Here is a 16,345-nt window from a genome sequence, read left to right as displayed (position 1 = left end):
TTTGAAAAACGTCAGCTCAACATTTTCACAAATGCCCGATAGAAGCACAAATGTTGAGTTTATTACTGCCAGCCCCACTATTGCCAATACGATGTTAGCCACAGTGCATTTTTGTTGCGTATCTTTTTCTTTATTATAAGTTGTCAATGTAGCAGTCAAAAAAAGGTCGCTCTCTATGAATTACAGCATCTTTATAATCGTCAGGGTGTTCAAAAAATGGAACTTTATGGCTTCTTAATTCTCCTGTTTTTAAAACGTAGCTGTGATTAATGATTTCTTCAATGTCGTCAACCGAATAGCCGACTGGCATTTGAAAAAATTCCCAATGGAAAGTAGTTCCAAAACCAAAATGTTTTCCATCTTTCATTTTAGCAGCAAAACCTGTCCAACCCATTGTGGTCTCGCCACGAATTTGGCTTTGTATTGTCAATGGAAATGCATACTTGCTTTTTTCAACTCTGTCAATGTCGTAGTCATTAATGCAATTTCCTTTTGTTACAAATGTTTTTACGATGTCATAATAACCAAGTCCCAATGAACGGCTAAAAATGCTTTTGCCTGTGTGTTCTTCCTTAAATCGTCTAATAGCTAAATTCACAGTTGTCTTTGGATTGCGAAAGATGACGCAAGGCAAAAATGTTCCGTCTGTCAAATACACAGAAGCTCTGTAACCAAGTCCATAAGCATTGTCGTCCAATGGCTCAATATTGGCTTTTAGGAATTTGATAATATCTTCAGTCTGTTGTTGTCTCATTGCATTGTGGCTAACGTTAAAGCATTGGCGATGGTGGGGCATTTGAAAAACGTCAGCCGAATATTTGCACAAATGACCTTAGAATTACAAATGTTGAGTTTAAAACTGTCAGCCCCACTAATGACAATACGATGTTAGCGGTTCGGCTTTTTGTCAGTATGTCTTTATTTTTTTCCAAGAAACTTAAATATGTTGTTTATGTTTACTCCGAGTTCCCGCAATGTTCGGTTCAAGAATTATTGTGTCGTTCAATATTTTTCCGATACCACCTTTCAACTCCTTTTTCACCTTAAAGTCTTTTATTTCCTTTTTGTCTTTAATGTCTTTAAACACCTTTTCAATCAGTTTGATTACGTCTTGAGGTGTCTTACAAACCTTGGCAATTTCAATAAATACTAATTTGTCCTCTGGAATTTTTCCTCCGATTGATTGATTGTCGTTTCCCTCTAAAAAGTATTTCGGGTGAATTGTTGTAATCATCAAAGCAGGAAGAAGTTCTTTCGGGTCAATTCCGTTCACAGATTCCCAAGACATAAGTTCGGAATAGAAATGACTTTCAGGAATTGCTTGTACAGCTACAGACTCTTTTTCTGCAGCGAGTTTTGCAATCTTGTCAAAACTAAACTGTCACGCAATGTCTTACTAATCGGTTCATCCCAATTGTAATAGTCAAGAATATAGAGATAGTAATTTCTTTCTATATTCTCTGGAATCGCTGCAATTGTGCTAATTTTTAGTCCCATTTCTTTTTGTATTGTCTGTTCCTAAGCTGACCGCTAACGAGCAGGGCTTTATGCAGGTTGGGAATTAGCAATCCGTCAGCCGACAACCGCTGCCGATTGAAAATATAAAGTTGAATTTAAGAACTAAAGTTGAGATATATTCGTCCAGCCCGACCCACAGCCTGGATTTGCAATTCGTTGATGTTTGCTGGTCATGCCCAACTTGCATAAAACCCAATGTTGCCTGCAGGTTTAGTCCACAAGGCTAAACCTTTTTGTCCTAAAGTCAATTATTACTATGTGGTCAAGGAAAAGTTTATTCCCAATAGCACCTGCTACTTTTGCCTCTTCAAATATGTCTGATTCTCCTTTCTCCAAATAAACAGTCATGTTCTTATATGTGTTCCCTAAAATTTTTACTTGCTTGTCTGTCTTGCCACCTACTGCGTTATAAACCGTGCCAGATTCTCCGTTGTTGATATTATAGAGTGTATCTGTCAGTTGCTTGGGTGCAAACGACTTTGAATATTTAGGAGTTGCGTTCAGAGTAAACATACTTGCACCGCAGTCATACATGAAATTTATTTTTTCATTTCCGATTTGCACTGGCAAAATAATTCTGTTTTTATAAAATTGAAATGGGGAAGAGCTTATTTTTTGTTTGTAAAATCCCTTTGTTAAATTATCGCAGTAACCAATTTTTTTATTTTTAAAGTCAAGAATTAACACTTTGTCTTTAAAAATGTCAACACCAATTGTCCCAATACTAAACCCTTTGTATTTATCAAGTAAGTCTTGTGAAAAACCTCCACCAATTTTATCATTTTTTAAAATTATAGATGGCAAAATTTGTTTTTCAAATTTGAAAGGTGGTGTAAATATCTTATACCAGTTACCATTGCAAACTGTGTCCACGCGTTTTATTTTGTCAGCTAAATATGGAAACTTATTAGTGAATTTTTTAAAAGTTCCACCTTCAAGATAAGTGTAAGGACTGCCCGTGTCAAGTTGCCAACGAAAAAAATAGTCGAGTGTGTCGAGCCTTGAGGTAATGAGCATTACATCTTTGTAATCAGGGTCAGCCCAGTCAAAAGCTACCCAAATAACTTTCTCCTTTTTAAACTTAGATTGTCCAAATGAAATTCGTCCGAGAAAAAGTAGTAATGTTATTACAGTAAAAATTTGTTTCATTTTGATGGTCGTTAAAACTTGCAGACAACGGTTCGGGGCTTGCCGAAGGCGGGGATTTTTAGCACAAAAGTTCAATAGAATTACTAATGTTGAACCTTGCACAAATACTCAGTCGAAGAACTTCAGCCCCGCTATTGGCAAACCCTTGTTAGTGGCTGATGATTTTCCTTGCATCGAGATTCGTTTTTTATCCCGCCTTTACTCCTGGCATTGAAACCTCTTTTATTCTAGTGTTATATAATTCCGTGTAGATTTCCATATAATGAGCTTTTTTTCTTCTTTATTAAAATTTTCTGGCATATTTCCATAGAAGGAAATTTCCGCTAGAATAATTAGGTATTCGTGTCGCATTTGTCTGTGATAAATCCACCGTGCTCCCCAATTTAATGCTCGGTCAATTGCAACTAACATTGCTGCAATGCCTGATATTATTTTTAGGTAGAATATGTCTATTGGCAGCAATGCTGCTAAAGATGTCATAACTATAGCTAAAATAGTTGTACTGTTATAGATAAACCCTCCCAAACACCATATTTATTATACTCTACAATACTGTCATTAATTTCTTTTCTTAGGTCTGTAAAGTCGTAAGTTATTACCTTGTCCATATGGTCATTTGTTAAATTGATTGTTTGTTTCAGTTGTCAAATTTTTACTTAGATGGTCGCTTTGCGTTCGGGCGGGTTTCGAAGCACAAAGTTTCAATTTATTATTAAAGTTAATTAGAAGAACTCAGTCTCAATTTTGCACATCAGCCCGCCTGACGCAAAACCCATGTTAGGCGTTCGTTATTTTACTTTCGCAGCAATTTCATCGAATTTTTCATTCAATAAAAATCCATAAAATTCTGAAACTTCCTTCCAATCTTTTACCCGATGTTTGATTTTCTGTCCTCCGAAAATTAATGAAAGTGTTAAATCTTTATTCACTTCAATCACATTTTCGTCATCGGTTATAACAGAAACCCAAAATGCTCCGTGTTCGTCATCCATTAGTTGAATGTCAGCAATAGCTTTTGCTATATCTGTTTCATCAATATTATCTTTTTGATAACCGCTAGCATATTGTATATAGTTTTCTATCATTGCGTTAACTCATATGATTCCAAAACATGCTCAGGTCATTGTCCATATAGGATTTCAAAAGAATTCGAAAATCTTCGTTGATATCAAGATTGAGTAAGTCTTTTGATAGATCGGGTCTTATTGCCCATATCCAGCAATAAATTTCCTCTTTAAGTGGCGGTTCATTGTATGGAATAAACTCGATAATGTCTTCTGAAACTCCTATCGTATTTACAACTAAAGTGTCAACAGCTGAAAGTCTTTCGTCAAAATTGTCGAAATCAATTATGTCTGTATAATTAACAATCGTTGGATATGATTCTAATATTTTATTTAGTTCTGTCTCCATATAATGACGCCTAACGTTGAAGCATTGGCGATGTGGCAGTATTCTGTGTTCCGTCTGCCCGGTGCCGCTGCTGATTAAAGATACAAAAGCTCATTGTTTATTCTATTGTTCGGAGTTATTCGTCTGCCAAAACCGAAGCTAATTAGCAAACAAAAAGCTGAGAATATATTCATCGCCCTGCCATATTGCCAATACAATGTTAGCGGTTTTTCTTCTTCTCAGGTGGTCTTGTCGCTATCAAAGCAGCCTCTGGTGTTGCATATGGAACAATCCAAAAATTGGTTCATGTGTGAATTTTGGAAATTTAGAATACGCCGTTTCTATTGTTTTACCTATGAGGTCATCAAACTTTTTGACGCCTTACAATTCAAAAGAGCAAATCCAATTTTGTACAAACACTTAAAACTTTCTTCTTCTGGATTCGACTTCTCTCTGCCATGAAGATAATCACTTACCAAATCGTAAATCTCGTTTAAGTAAAGATATGATTTAGCAGGAAAGTTATCATAGCTAACTGAACCTGCCATTTCAATACCTACGCTGTTCTGGATTTGCAATCCAGAACCAGTCTGTTACGGATCTGTGATCCGTATGTGGGGATTATAAATCTATAGCCTCGCACTTTCGGATTGCAAATCCGAAAGTGCAAGGTTTTGATTCTCTACTAACCATTTCTGGTAGGTAAATGCGTCCATCCTCCCAACTCAAGCCATTGCTAGTTACCCCGTAGAAACGCCTATGAATCGACGTCTCTACGGAGTAACTGCCTACCAGTAACTACAAAAAATACAACTCATATAAATTTATACAAGAATATACAATTAGCAAGAACTGGATTTTCTAATTCCCAGCCAACTTCCATATTCGTAGATCAAAAAAATAAAAATATGGAAATAAAAAAATGCTTACTGACCGATACTAATGAAATCTTGTCACTACATGAAGCAGCAAGAATTCTTCAGATGCAAAGAAAAATGGTAGTGTGGCCTTTATTTGATAAATCATTTATTGAAAATGGCATAAAGGAAGATCGGCAGTGGAAAATTGTAGTTGAAAATGTAATGGCTTGCAGTTGGGCTATTACTTTTGAAGATAAGGAAATTTGGGGTAATAAAGACCAGAATAATTCCATATACATTCACCGAATATGTAATAATCCTACCCTTCGAGGAAACAGATATATTGACAAAATTGTTGAATGGGCTAAAGAATATGCGTTACAATCAGGTAAACGATTCGTACGCCTTGATACCTTAGGAAACAATACAAAATTGATTGAGCATTATACTTCCGCAGGATTTAATTTTCTAGGAATATTTAAACTAACAGAAACCTCAACCCTCCCCAGTCATTACCATGACGAACCTAACTGTTGTCTGTTTGAGATTGATTTACAGGCAAACGTGAAGGGCAATAGTTAACCTAAGTAATTTATAAACCGATGGATTGGGTTAATCTTGTAAAAACAAAAAGTGGCTGGTGTCTCCACCAGCCACGAAAGTAAATCATTACTTCACCTCATTTCTCGGATCAGCCACGCTTTTAATCAAATATTCTTTCGGTGGCTCGGCTCCCAGCAAATGCCGCACAAAGTAATCCCAGCGGCGACGCATCATGTAGTTGGAATACGCTCCAAACCCATGACGACTATTGGGGAAAATCACCAGATCATAATCTTTATTCGCTTTTTCCAGAGCTTCAACCACCAGCAGGGTGTTATATGGTGGTACGTTATCGTCTAGCATACCATGAGCCAGCATAAGCTTACCCTTGAGGTTCCTAGCGTGCACCTGATTGGCCTGATTTTCGTAGTTTGACTTGCCATCTTTACCCTTCGTTTCCAGACCAATGTATCGCTCGCCCCAGTCGTCTTCGTAGTTGCGGTTATCATGGTTCCCCGATTCTGAAATGCCTACCTTAAAGAAATCAGGATACCTGAACATGGCACAGGCCGTTGCAAAGCCACCGCCCGAATGCCCCCAAATCCCGACTTTGCTGGTATCCATATAAGCATAAGTTGACGCGAGTTGCTTGATAGCCGAAATCTGATCGGGTAAGGTATTTTCTGCCATGTTTCCATAACTCATGTCATGGAAAGACTTCGAACGTTTGGGGTTACTGGTGCCTTCGAGTTCCACCACAATAAAGCCTAACTCAGCCAGGGCCTGGTTATCCCGACGGGAAGCCGCAAATCCCCAGTTACCTACGCTACCGCCCTGCGGACCGGGGTAGATGTAATCAATCACCGGATATTTCTTATTCGGGTCCAGATGAGTCGGTGTGTAGAGCAAGCCGTAGACATCCGTTTTGCCATCATGAGCTTTCGCTGAAAACGGAATCGGAGCTTTCCAGCCCGCTGCTTTCAGTCGGGTTACATCGGTTTTTTCCAGTTGGGCTACCAACTTGCCACTGGTGTTTCGAACCGTCAGGACGGAAGGAACATCGGGCTGAGCGTAGAGGTCGCTGAAGTAATTACCCGACGGGGAAAGTGAGATCTGGTGATTACCCGGCTCAGGAGTTAAGGAAACCAGATTTTTTCCATCAAAACCTACCTTATAGAAATGAGCAAAATACGGATTACCCGTTTCCTTGCCACCCGCCATAAAGTAAATCGTCCGGTTTTTCTCATCCACATCGGTCAGGCTTAATACGACCCAGTCCCCTTTGGTAATCTGGTTTTTAAGCTGCCCGGTTGTGGCATCGTAGAGGTACAGATGGCCCCAGTTATCGCGTTCGGAATACCAGATGAGTTCTTTCGTTTTCGGCAGGTACTTCCAGCTAATGGCCGTTTGACCCGATTCGAATTGCGTGGCTGACGTTTCACCGAAAACCTCCCGAACGGCACCCGTTACCGCGTCGGCAATTCGTACTTTTTCCTGCTTATGGTCACGAGACGTGGACACAAACGCCAGTTGAGAACCGTCTTCACTCCATTGCACATCGTTCAGCTCTCCTCCCCGACTAATGTCATCACCCAGGGTCGAACGGTGTGGGTCTGGACTCACCTGCAATCGAATAACTTTCGGATTTTCTACCTCAATGATTACCCGGTGAATCATCGCAATGGCACTATCGCCGGGCAAAGGATATTTCCAGGCTTCGAGCGTGGGATGGCCTACGTTTGTTGTAGCCAGATACATATCCCCCACGGCCCGCTCGTCCTGCTGGAAGGTAGCAATTTTTCTGGAGTCAGGTGACCACGTTACAATGGCCCGATCCGAATGTTTCCAGCCCGCATTGTCCGTTGCGTAGCCAAAATCCTTTACGCCATCTTTAGTAAGCTGGGTTAGTTGCCCAGTGCTGAGGTCCCGAAGCCAGAGGTTATAATCTTTGATAAAAGCGGCCTTTTTTCCATCAGGAGACAGCGTTTCATTGCGACGGTCAGCCCGGTTTTTCGGGGTCGTATCAGCCGTAATCTGATACGATTTCAGATCACATTTCCAGGACTTTCCATGGGCAGAAAACGTGATAAACTTTTCATCCGGTGCATACGTAAACTCCTGAAAGGGTAACATCCATGCCGTGTACTTTGTATTCGTAACACCAGAAAGACTTTCCGCCAGTTTCTGTTGATCGAAGGCGGGCGTTCGCGTTCCTTTCGCGGCATTGACCAGTATAAATTCGCTACCCTCAGCGATCAGGTTTCGGTACCAGAAACGATCTCCCGAAAGCCAGGTGGGACGTCCCGGCACATGATCGACGTACTGTTGCGTAGCCGTCAGAAAACGCTCGGCACGAGCGTAATCCTGCGTGGTCATTACGGGCCTCTGCTGGGCATATACACTACCGAAAAGCAGTGCTGGCACCAAAAAAGTACTCCATTGTTTCATACAGCGGGGAAAAGAATGTTTGGTTAATGAAGAAGCTAACGATGCAAAATACGCTTTAAGGAACAACTTGCCTATCTATAATAGATGAAATCGCCAGATTCATCGCAAGCTCATTTATATTGCCAGACGATCATCCCATTCGTAACTCATGAATTCAGAACCAGTCCGCTATTTACTAGCCACCTTACCTCCTGAAGACCTAGCTCAACAGGTCTGGTTTTATAAACGTCACGTAGCAGAAACTTACGGCAGCGTTCGCGGTATGCGGGTGTTGCCTCACATCACTTATATTCCGCCTTTTACACTGCCTGAACAAGATGTGACAATGGTGGAGCAAGGCCTTGCAGGACTCATTCAATCGTTTCAAGCCGAGTCTGTCAGCCTGGAGGGATTTGGGTACTTTTCAGGAAAGAAAAGTCATGTCATTTACGTAGCTGTTGAAAAGACGGAATTCATGCAGCAGCAGTATACAGAGCTAATGGCTTATGCAGTCGAAAACTCACTCTTGTCAGAATCCCAGCTTCGCCCGTCTTTCACCCCTCATCTGACGATTGCTTACCGTGATTTAAGTGAAGAAAAATTTCAACTAGCCTGGCCTTATTTCAAAGATCGTCCCTTTTCAGAAACCATATTTTTGGATCATCTCTGGTTATTGAAGCACGAAGGAAAGAACTGGGAACCGATGACTCGGTTTGATTTTCGTGGGTGATGAATTTGTTACTAATGTCTCTTCAAACGTTGGGAAAATTCGACCTTCCATCCAGAATTTACCAATGTCAGGTACCGCTTAGAGTTAGGGCAATACCCGTAAAACTAAAACCGTCCCGTTTCCAAAGAAGGTCTCTCTCTGCGTTCGAGATGACAGGAAGAGAAAATGAGTAAATAAAGGGTTTGGGTTATAATGGTACCCATCGCGATGTAAGACGTAACCCCTGCTCTGCTATCCCGAGTGAAGCGAAGGATCTCATGGGTGTTAGGAACGTACTTAGGTTTAGGAAAACGTTCATGTGACTAAACAGGGAGGTTATGACTCCGCTTTCGAGCTGACGGCATTAGTTTTTACTTTATTATAATCCGAACAGCCTCAGTACCCCTTATCACTCCTTCTACAATGACAATTCTCTAAACACCTACGCTGTTCTGGATTTGCAATCCAGAACCAGTCTGTTACGGATCTGTAATCCGTATGTGGGATTATAAATTTCTAACAAATCGCTTTCGAATTGCAAATCCGAAAGAGCGAACAAACGTAGAGACGCCGATTCATCGCGTCTTATTTCTCTATCAAACTGTTTTTATTTAGGCGAATTCTATTCATCCGTCCAAAGTGAAGCAGTTTTGCCTAAGAGAGCGAGACGCGATCAATCGGCGTCTCTACGGTAGATTTAGAAACGTGTTTTCTGCCCAAACAAAACGTGGCTGGTGAATACACCAGCCACGGAAATAATAAATACCTTTACTCTTCAAACATTAGCGGAGAATCTCTTCCAAGGCACTTCTATCTTTTATTAACGATATCCATTCAATAGCTCCGGGTTTGTAAGTCCCTTTTTGGTCAATAAAGGCATAACCGGGATACCCGGTAAACGAAAAGTATGCGGCAAGCTCGGCATCCAAGGCCTCATCAATAAAGAAGTGAATGCCCGGCAATTCTAATTCGAAAATTTTTCGCTTCCATTTTCCTTCATCTGAACTACTAGCTGTACAGGCATAGATAAATACCACGGGTAAGTCCTGAGCTTCCTGCTGAAGTTTTTTGCTATGAGGCATCTCTTCCAGGCAGGGTCCACACCAGGTGGCCCAACGATCCAATATGATGGCTTTCCCCGCAAAACTGCTTTTGAGTTTGGCCAGAAAGTCCGTAGCCCTCACCCCCGATACTTTGTAGAGGGTCGCTCCAAAGCTGGTTTTCTCTAAGACCTTACCCAATGCATCTGAGGTCGCAGAGGAACGATCTGAAGCAGCCAACGCCTGGTTTACCTGGTCTACCCTCGCTATCGTTTGAGCGTATTCTTTCTTAGCTATCGCTCGGCACCAGGGTGTAGACATACTTGGAACGATTTGCTGTAAAGCTATTTTCTGCTCCTCGATGTCCTTATCCTGATTAAATAATAATTTTATTATATCTGCCTTGACGGGGGTAAGAAGACTGTCGGCTAAGCGAATGTTTCGCTGCAGTTCCCGCTCGCTAAGCACTTTCAAAATTCTGGGTTTTACTTCTTTATACCACTCAAGCGTCCTGGGATGAGACCTAGCATAATTCTGGGTAGCTCGTAAGGAATCAATGGCCGCCTGTTCCACCTGGGTAAGATCAGGGAAATGAGCGACTTCTTTCCAGCCAACCATAATCTGTGGACCTGGGTAATGACGAATATAATCACACAGATATTGATAAAAGAATCTACTATTACCGGACAATATATACGTCTTATAGTCTCTAATCTTATTAAAAAGACTATCCTCCATCACATAATCTTTAGAACTTAAGCAAATCTGTGCATAGAAACCTAATTGGTGTTCATGTTCCAGTATCCAGCTATAAGGAGACGGATGCTCATGTATAAATTCCTGCTGGATGGTTTTTAGTGAATCAAATACAGGTTTGTAAACAGAAAGAATCTTCTTAGTATCAGGGTACTTTAATTCAGAGAGTTGACTTAAACGTTTTTCAAGAGGCATTTTTTGTTCTACCTTGAAAAATAAATCTTCAAGACAATAGCTATTCAGAGAGGCATCCGTTCCTGTATAAGTGATTCCTTCAGCAAAAGAGCGAAATGAGGACGTTGGTAGTTTTTTCTTACTCTTATCAAACGTGACATGAAGATCACTATTAGCATAGATGCCAGTAGTAAAAAGACCACCAATACCTATAAAAACCTGCTGATAAGGAAGCGGATTTTCTAATTCTAAAGTAAAGCGACCATCGGCATTGATACGAGCCGTTTTCATTTTCTGACCCGTAAGGTTACTAATTGCATATTGAATGGTAAGCTTTTGTAGCTCTTCTTTGCTAACGTGAATAAGCTGGCCCGTCACTTTAGGAATAGACCGTTTAGCAAACTGTTGGTTAAAAGCGGGATCTTCAAAAGCAATGGGTTTAGGGGATTGAGCTATTCCTGTAAAGAAAGGAAGAAGGAAAAGAATGGTAATTAAATTTTTCATAAGCACAATTATTAAGTAGATAAGTAGATGGATTTAAGCGAAGGTATTCTGAATTTTATCAAAACAATACATTATCTAATTAAAATTCATAAAACGCTTCTATATAACTATAAATCAATACTTTACTAATCAATTTTTATTTAAACTTAAAGCGTAAAACAAGCATATCAATAACTTTAATTTGCAACTATTTCAGTATTTTTATTAATTAAAAAATTTAATATTAACCCAATCATACTTATTACCTAATAGAACACCTTTGTTATGATTACCTTCTAAAATAAATGTTATAATCCAGCTCCTACGCTGTTCTGGATTTGCAATCCAGAACCAGTCTATAACGGATCTGTAATCCGTATATGGAATTATAGATCCCCAACAAATCGCTTTCGGATTGCAAATCCGAAAGAGCGAACAAACGTAGAGATGCCGATTCATCGTGTGTTATTTCTCTATCAAACTACTTTTATTCAGGCGAATCCTATTCATCTGTCCAAAGTGAAGCAGTTTTTCCAAAGAGAGCGAGACGCGATAAATCGGCGTCTCTACGGTAGATTTAGAAATATGTTTTCTACACTAAAAGTGACTAATGAAGAAAACAGAGAGATGGTTGATATAGAGAGAGAGATGCTACACTGTTCTGTATCTATCTGTGATCCGTATATGGAATTATAGATCCCCAACCAATCGCTTTCGGATTGCAAATCCGAAAGAACAGAAAGACTTATTACAATAAAACCCGTAACAAACATTACGGGTTTTATTGTAATAAGTCTTATATTCTACTACTCTTACTGCTGAATAAACCAACTAGCAGGAATGTCCTTCGGTTCTGAACCATTGAGGCTGTATTTCAGCTTGAGAGTAAAACCACCCCCACCTTCGATAAAGTCAGCTTCGAAAGGATGAGCCCCTTTACTTAAGGCTACCTGCCCACTTTTTTCGATAGGGAAATGGTTACCGTCGTTATCAACTACCATTCGGTCAGCGATGCGGAGAATTCCGCCGTCGTCGCAGGTATAAAAGAAGCTATACACGCCCGTTTCGGGAACGTTAATCAAACCCCGGAACTGAATTCCGAAACTTGGAGCGGTTACCGTTTGGGGCACCTCCACATTCGGAACCGTAAACGTGCTGTCCGATTTCTCACGCTGCATCAGCTTCGTTGATCTGAACGCTTTTTTATATAAACTTCCTTTTAAACCAGCCGTTTTGCTCGTTACCGTCACGGGCTTGGCATAGGCTTGTTGCTGATACTTCAACGTATACATATCTCCGCGTAAACCCGTCGAAGTAAAAGCCGCCAGCTTAATGGTTTGGGGTTTCGTAATCGTCAACCCTTTACCCAGTTCAGGTGAATTTTTCTCCGGGAACGAACCATCCGTGGTATAGCGAATGGTGTAACTTTCCAGCGGCTTTTTGATGGTTAACGTCGCCTTGTCTACGAAAACGTTCTCTTCCGTGAAACCCGTCAGGTCAGGCAGGCGGTAATGAATGTTGCTTTTCTCCATCATCGGGTAATGCTGCAACAGGCGTTTCTGAAATGAATCGTAGTTCTTCTTATTCGTCCAGACTACTTCCGAGAGGGCTGTCATGCGGGGCATGTAGAGGTATTCAGCCCGGCTTTCGGTGGGAACGTATTCCGTCCAGAGGTTGGCCTGAGCACCCAGGAAAAGTTTCTTCTGCTCGGGCGTAATGCCTTCGGGAATAACCTCCAGATGATACACATTCGATACAGACTGAATGCCTGGAGGGCTATCAAAGTAGAGCGTACTTACGGGCGTCATGATGATTTCATTCCCATTTTTAGCCGCTTCGTAAGGAGCTTTTTTCACCCAGGAACGCCAGTACATTAAAGTCGCCGAAGCATCAATGCCGCCTTCCAGTATTTCATCCCAGCCAATGAGTTTTTTACCCTTGGACGTAAAGAATTTCTGCATGCGGTGAATGAAGTAACTTTGCAATTCCTCCACGTTTTTGATGCCCTCTTTCTTCATCAACTCTTTACAAGCCTCCGAGTTCGCCCAGGTTGTTTTTTCCACTTCATCCGCTCCGAGGTGCACGTATTTACTTGGGAATAAGTCAAATACTTCACTAAACACATTTTCAGCGAATTCATACGTCTGTTCATTACAGGGGCAGATGGGCGTTGAAAACGTTTTGCCCCAACTGGCATCCGTCGTACAGCTCAGGTAAGGATATTGCTTAATGGCCGCCATCATGTGACCGGGCATATCGATCTCAGGAATGACCTCGATGGAGCGTTCCGCTGCATACGCTACAACCTCCTTAATTTGTTCCTGCGTATAATACCCTCCGTATACCTGCTTCCCGTCTTTCATTTTGAGGAAGCGGGGATCAATGATAAAATCTGGATTGTCTTTTGACTTGGCAATGCACGAAGAATCCTGATTATTGAGTGTCCGCCAGGCTCCTTCCTGAGTTAATAAAGGATATTTTTTGATCTCTATCCGCCAGCCCTGGTCGTCGGTGAGGTGCCAGTGAAACTTGTTGAATTTATAGAAAGCCAGTTGGTCAATGTATTTTTTGATGAAATCTACGGTAAAGAAGTGCCGCGACACATCCAGGTGCATACCCCGCCAGGAATACGCGGGCTGATCCTTAATGACTAACGAGGGAATTCGTTTCGCCGCTCCAGCCGAAACAGGCAGTAACTGACGTAGGGTCTGAATACCCCGGGTTATACCTACTGGGGTTTTACCTAATAATTTAATGGTTGAAGCACTTACTTCCAGCGAGTAAGCTTCGTCGTTCCCTAATGAAGCATCAAAACCTAAAACAATCCGATTAGCCGAACCAGCCGCGTTCCCGCTAATGCCTAACAGCGACTTCAGTTGACTAACCTGTGAGGTTAAGGGAGCATCTGCCGGAAAAATCAGGCTGGTTGAAGCCTTCACTTCAAAAAAACCGGCTCCGGGCTTGAGCGACGCTGGGTATGGAATAAGCGGATAAGAATTCGTTTGAGCATGCGTCAACCCGCTAAAAAGCAGGCAGGCAAGCACCAGCAGTTTTTTCATTACATTCGTTTAATGGTAAAACAAAACCCTGGAAGGGGCTTATGGTGGAGGAAGACCCAAAGATCGGGATCATACTCCATCATCGTTTAAAGAATGCAAAGAAAGGGTTTCTACGGCCCGAAACGAGCATTATTACCTGTGTTTTGTTACCCCTACCTGCTCACAGAATTCCAGCACCGGGCATTTGGAACATCGGGGTAAGGTTCCTGTACAAATATGTTTTCCGAACGGCATCAGCAAGCGGTTAATATCAATCCATTGACTCTGAGGAACTTTATTTTCAAGTACGTTCAGCGTTTTTTCGGGCGTGGTGGTTTTTACAAATCCCCAGCGATTCACCACGCGATGTACGTGGACATCCACACTAATAGCGGGGACTCCCGTGGCTACGCCCAGAGCCAGATTGGCACATTTGGGACCGACGCCTTTCAAGGCAGTTAACTGGTCATAATTCGCAGGTAACTTACCGCCGTATTGTGTAATAGCAATTTGGGCAATGGCCCGCATCGTCTCCGCCTTTTGTCCGGGGTATTGACTACCCACCAGCATTTCGGCCAGTTCTTCAAAGGGTATGGCTACTAACTGCTCCGGCGTTCGGGCTCGATTAAAGAGTTTTAACGAAAGCGGAATCGTCGTTTCATCGAGTGTACGGATGGAAATCAAACAGGAAATGAGCTGCTCAAACAGGGTATTATAGCCCCGCTCGGCCAGTTCAAACATAGCGGCTTTGGGATAAGGGGCAATGGCTTTTTCAATGCGGGGTAGCATTTCATTTAAATCAAAGGCACGTTTCATAGGGTTGCTCGTTTCAGATCACCATAGAAAAACCTTTGCCAGTCCTGATTTGGAGAGGCGGCTTTTGTTACGATTCAAATGATTCGCATTTCCCAGCTAGACGCGATGCAGTCGCATCTCTACCTATATCAGGCATGAATGGCGTGATCCGTGGGCAGGTTTTCGCCTTTCTCCCAAATGCGGCGACTCGTCCAGTCAGTCGCTGGATTAGCCCAGAAAGGATCGGTGGTGGGTAATCCTAAAGGCAATAAGGCCGTTGCCGTCAGGTATAAACTTCCGGTAGAAATATATCCTTCACCCAAATCGGGCTGATGGCCGTTAAGGCCAATATACAACCAGCCTTTGCTGTCGTAATTTTTAGGGTTGTCGAGGGTTTTATGCAGAACAGCGGTTAACGCACTGCGAACCTGAGCGGGTATTATTTCAGGAGGTAACTGCTTTAGAAAAGCCGTATTAGCCAGGTGATGGAAAGCCCCGGCCCGGTAACAAATGGAACGTCCAATGACGGGAAAAGTACCATCCGTGGCAATCAATCGCTCTTGAACAGCGGCGTAACGGGGGGCGATTTTATCCATCCGTTTTTTCAGGAAATCGTAACTGTTACCGGGTAAGGTTCGCAGGATATCCACCATGAAAGGCTGGATTACGTAGCTGTTGTAATAATCCCAGTGAAAGTCCGGCCCGTCTCCGAAAATACCGTCGCCTTTGTACCATTGCTCGTGCTGACGCAGAGCATAATCTAGTCGCATTTTGTCGTACTCTTCTCCAATAAAAGCAAAGAATGCTTCGATCATAGCACTGAATAACAACCAGTTACTAAAATAAGGTTGAATCGTCCGGGTTTGTCTGAAAGCGGTCAGTACCTGTGTTTTTACTTCCGTAGGTAAGCTTTGATAGAGCTTCGGACAACGGATTAAACCCTGAGCCAGAAAGGCAGCATCCACCAGCGGCTGACCGCCCTTGGTATAATTCAGGTAATCTTTCGCATTTGGATTGACGGCATTTGCCAGCCCTTTCTGGGCCAAAGAAAAATACTTTTGCCGTAAGGCTTTTTCTTCGGCTGAATCCAGCTCTAACCAGGGACCTATGCCCGCTAACAAACGCCCAACAGCTTCCAGATAGGAGTAATTTTTGCGGTCTGCTTCCTGACCTGGTTTCGATTCCACCGGCATTCGAACTTTCAGCTGATCTTCCGCCAGGGCCGTTAAGACGGGTTCCGCCAGTTTTTGCAAAATACTAACCCAGTACGCCCGATCAGAAGTGGGAGCTGCTGTGGCAGGACTGGCTAAAGTTTCCAACGGATTCAGGGTGCTGACTAATCCCACCCCGCCCAACTGGCGAAGAAAAAATCGACGAAGCATAGGTTACTAGTTTAGTAGTTCCGGGCTTGGCCGGAGGTATTATTGATAAGACCACGGGTTTCTTCATTAACCCTAAACT

General features: G+C 42.2%; 13 protein-coding genes. 2 read left to right on the top strand and 11 right to left on the bottom strand.

Annotation, left to right across the window (positions count from 1 at the left end; genetic code table 11):
• Positions 1-133: 133 nt before the first annotated feature.
• From QE357_RS07890 to QE357_RS07865, 6 genes are all read right to left on the bottom strand, one after another.
• A complete protein-coding gene (locus tag QE357_RS07890) occupies positions 134-754 on the bottom strand; it encodes a hypothetical protein (protein ID WP_309706605.1) in 621 nt (206 codons plus the stop codon).
• Between the two features lie 183 nt (positions 755-937).
• Positions 938-1,288 carry a hypothetical protein gene (locus tag QE357_RS07885; RefSeq protein ID WP_309706604.1) on the bottom strand — a complete coding sequence of 117 codons (351 nt, stop codon included), beginning with the start codon at positions 1,286-1,288 and terminating at the stop codon, positions 938-940.
• A gap of 440 nt (positions 1,289-1,728) precedes the next feature.
• Positions 1,729-2,667, bottom strand: coding sequence for a hypothetical protein (locus QE357_RS07880; RefSeq protein WP_309706603.1), 939 nt, complete (start codon positions 2,665-2,667; stop codon positions 1,729-1,731).
• 222 nt (positions 2,668-2,889) lie between these two features.
• Positions 2,890-3,147, bottom strand: coding sequence for a hypothetical protein (locus QE357_RS07875; RefSeq protein WP_106635613.1), 258 nt, complete (start codon positions 3,145-3,147; stop codon positions 2,890-2,892).
• 308 nt (positions 3,148-3,455) lie between these two features.
• Positions 3,456-3,752 (bottom strand): hypothetical protein, encoded by a 297-nt coding sequence (locus tag QE357_RS07870; protein WP_106635612.1) that lies wholly within the window; start codon positions 3,750-3,752, stop codon positions 3,456-3,458.
• Between the two features lie 4 nt (positions 3,753-3,756).
• Complete coding sequence (locus tag QE357_RS07865) at positions 3,757-4,080, bottom strand: hypothetical protein (RefSeq protein ID WP_106635611.1); 324 nt, start codon at positions 4,078-4,080, stop codon at positions 3,757-3,759.
• A gap of 887 nt (positions 4,081-4,967) precedes the next feature.
• On the opposite strand from QE357_RS07865, the gene QE357_RS07860 reads away from it, so the two are divergent.
• Positions 4,968-5,501, top strand: coding sequence for a GNAT family N-acetyltransferase (locus tag QE357_RS07860; protein ID WP_106635610.1), 534 nt, complete (start codon positions 4,968-4,970; stop codon positions 5,499-5,501).
• Positions 5,502-5,588: 87 nt separating this feature from the next.
• Here the strand turns inward: QE357_RS07860 and QE357_RS07855 are convergent, their stop codons facing one another.
• On the bottom strand, positions 5,589-7,910 hold the full coding sequence (locus QE357_RS07855) for a DPP IV N-terminal domain-containing protein (protein WP_309706602.1): 2,322 nt from the start codon (positions 7,908-7,910) through the stop codon (positions 5,589-5,591).
• 148 nt (positions 7,911-8,058) lie between these two features.
• Here QE357_RS07855 and QE357_RS07850 point away from each other — a divergent pair, with 148 nt between their 5' ends.
• Complete coding sequence (locus QE357_RS07850; RefSeq protein ID WP_309706601.1) at positions 8,059-8,619, top strand: 2'-5' RNA ligase family protein; 561 nt, start codon at positions 8,059-8,061, stop codon at positions 8,617-8,619.
• Positions 8,620-9,380: 761 nt separating this feature from the next.
• On the opposite strand, the gene QE357_RS07845 is transcribed toward QE357_RS07850, so the two are convergent.
• The 4 genes from QE357_RS07845 to QE357_RS07830 all read right to left on the bottom strand — a co-directional run bounded on the left by QE357_RS07845 (position 9,381) and on the right by QE357_RS07830 (position 16,266).
• Positions 9,381-11,072 (bottom strand): TlpA disulfide reductase family protein, encoded by a 1,692-nt coding sequence (locus QE357_RS07845; protein WP_309706600.1) that lies wholly within the window; start codon positions 11,070-11,072, stop codon positions 9,381-9,383.
• A gap of 791 nt (positions 11,073-11,863) precedes the next feature.
• The gene (locus tag QE357_RS07840) at positions 11,864-14,110 is read right to left on the bottom strand and encodes a family 20 glycosylhydrolase (protein ID WP_309706599.1); all 2,247 of its coding nucleotides are present in this window, start codon (positions 14,108-14,110) and stop codon (positions 11,864-11,866) included.
• A gap of 132 nt (positions 14,111-14,242) precedes the next feature.
• The gene (gene nth / locus QE357_RS07835) at positions 14,243-14,905 is read right to left on the bottom strand and encodes an endonuclease III (protein ID WP_106635605.1); all 663 of its coding nucleotides are present in this window, start codon (positions 14,903-14,905) and stop codon (positions 14,243-14,245) included.
• A gap of 128 nt (positions 14,906-15,033) precedes the next feature.
• The gene (locus QE357_RS07830; protein ID WP_309706598.1) at positions 15,034-16,266 is read right to left on the bottom strand and encodes a DUF2264 domain-containing protein; all 1,233 of its coding nucleotides are present in this window, start codon (positions 16,264-16,266) and stop codon (positions 15,034-15,036) included.
• Positions 16,267-16,345 lie beyond the last annotated feature (79 nt).

The sequence above is a fragment of the Siphonobacter sp. SORGH_AS_0500 genome, from assembly GCF_031453245.1.
Taxonomy (GTDB): Bacteria; Bacteroidota; Bacteroidia; order Cytophagales; family Spirosomataceae; genus Siphonobacter.
The sequence above is the reverse complement of the archived record's forward strand: the minus strand, read 5'-3'. Positions and strand labels throughout refer to the sequence as shown.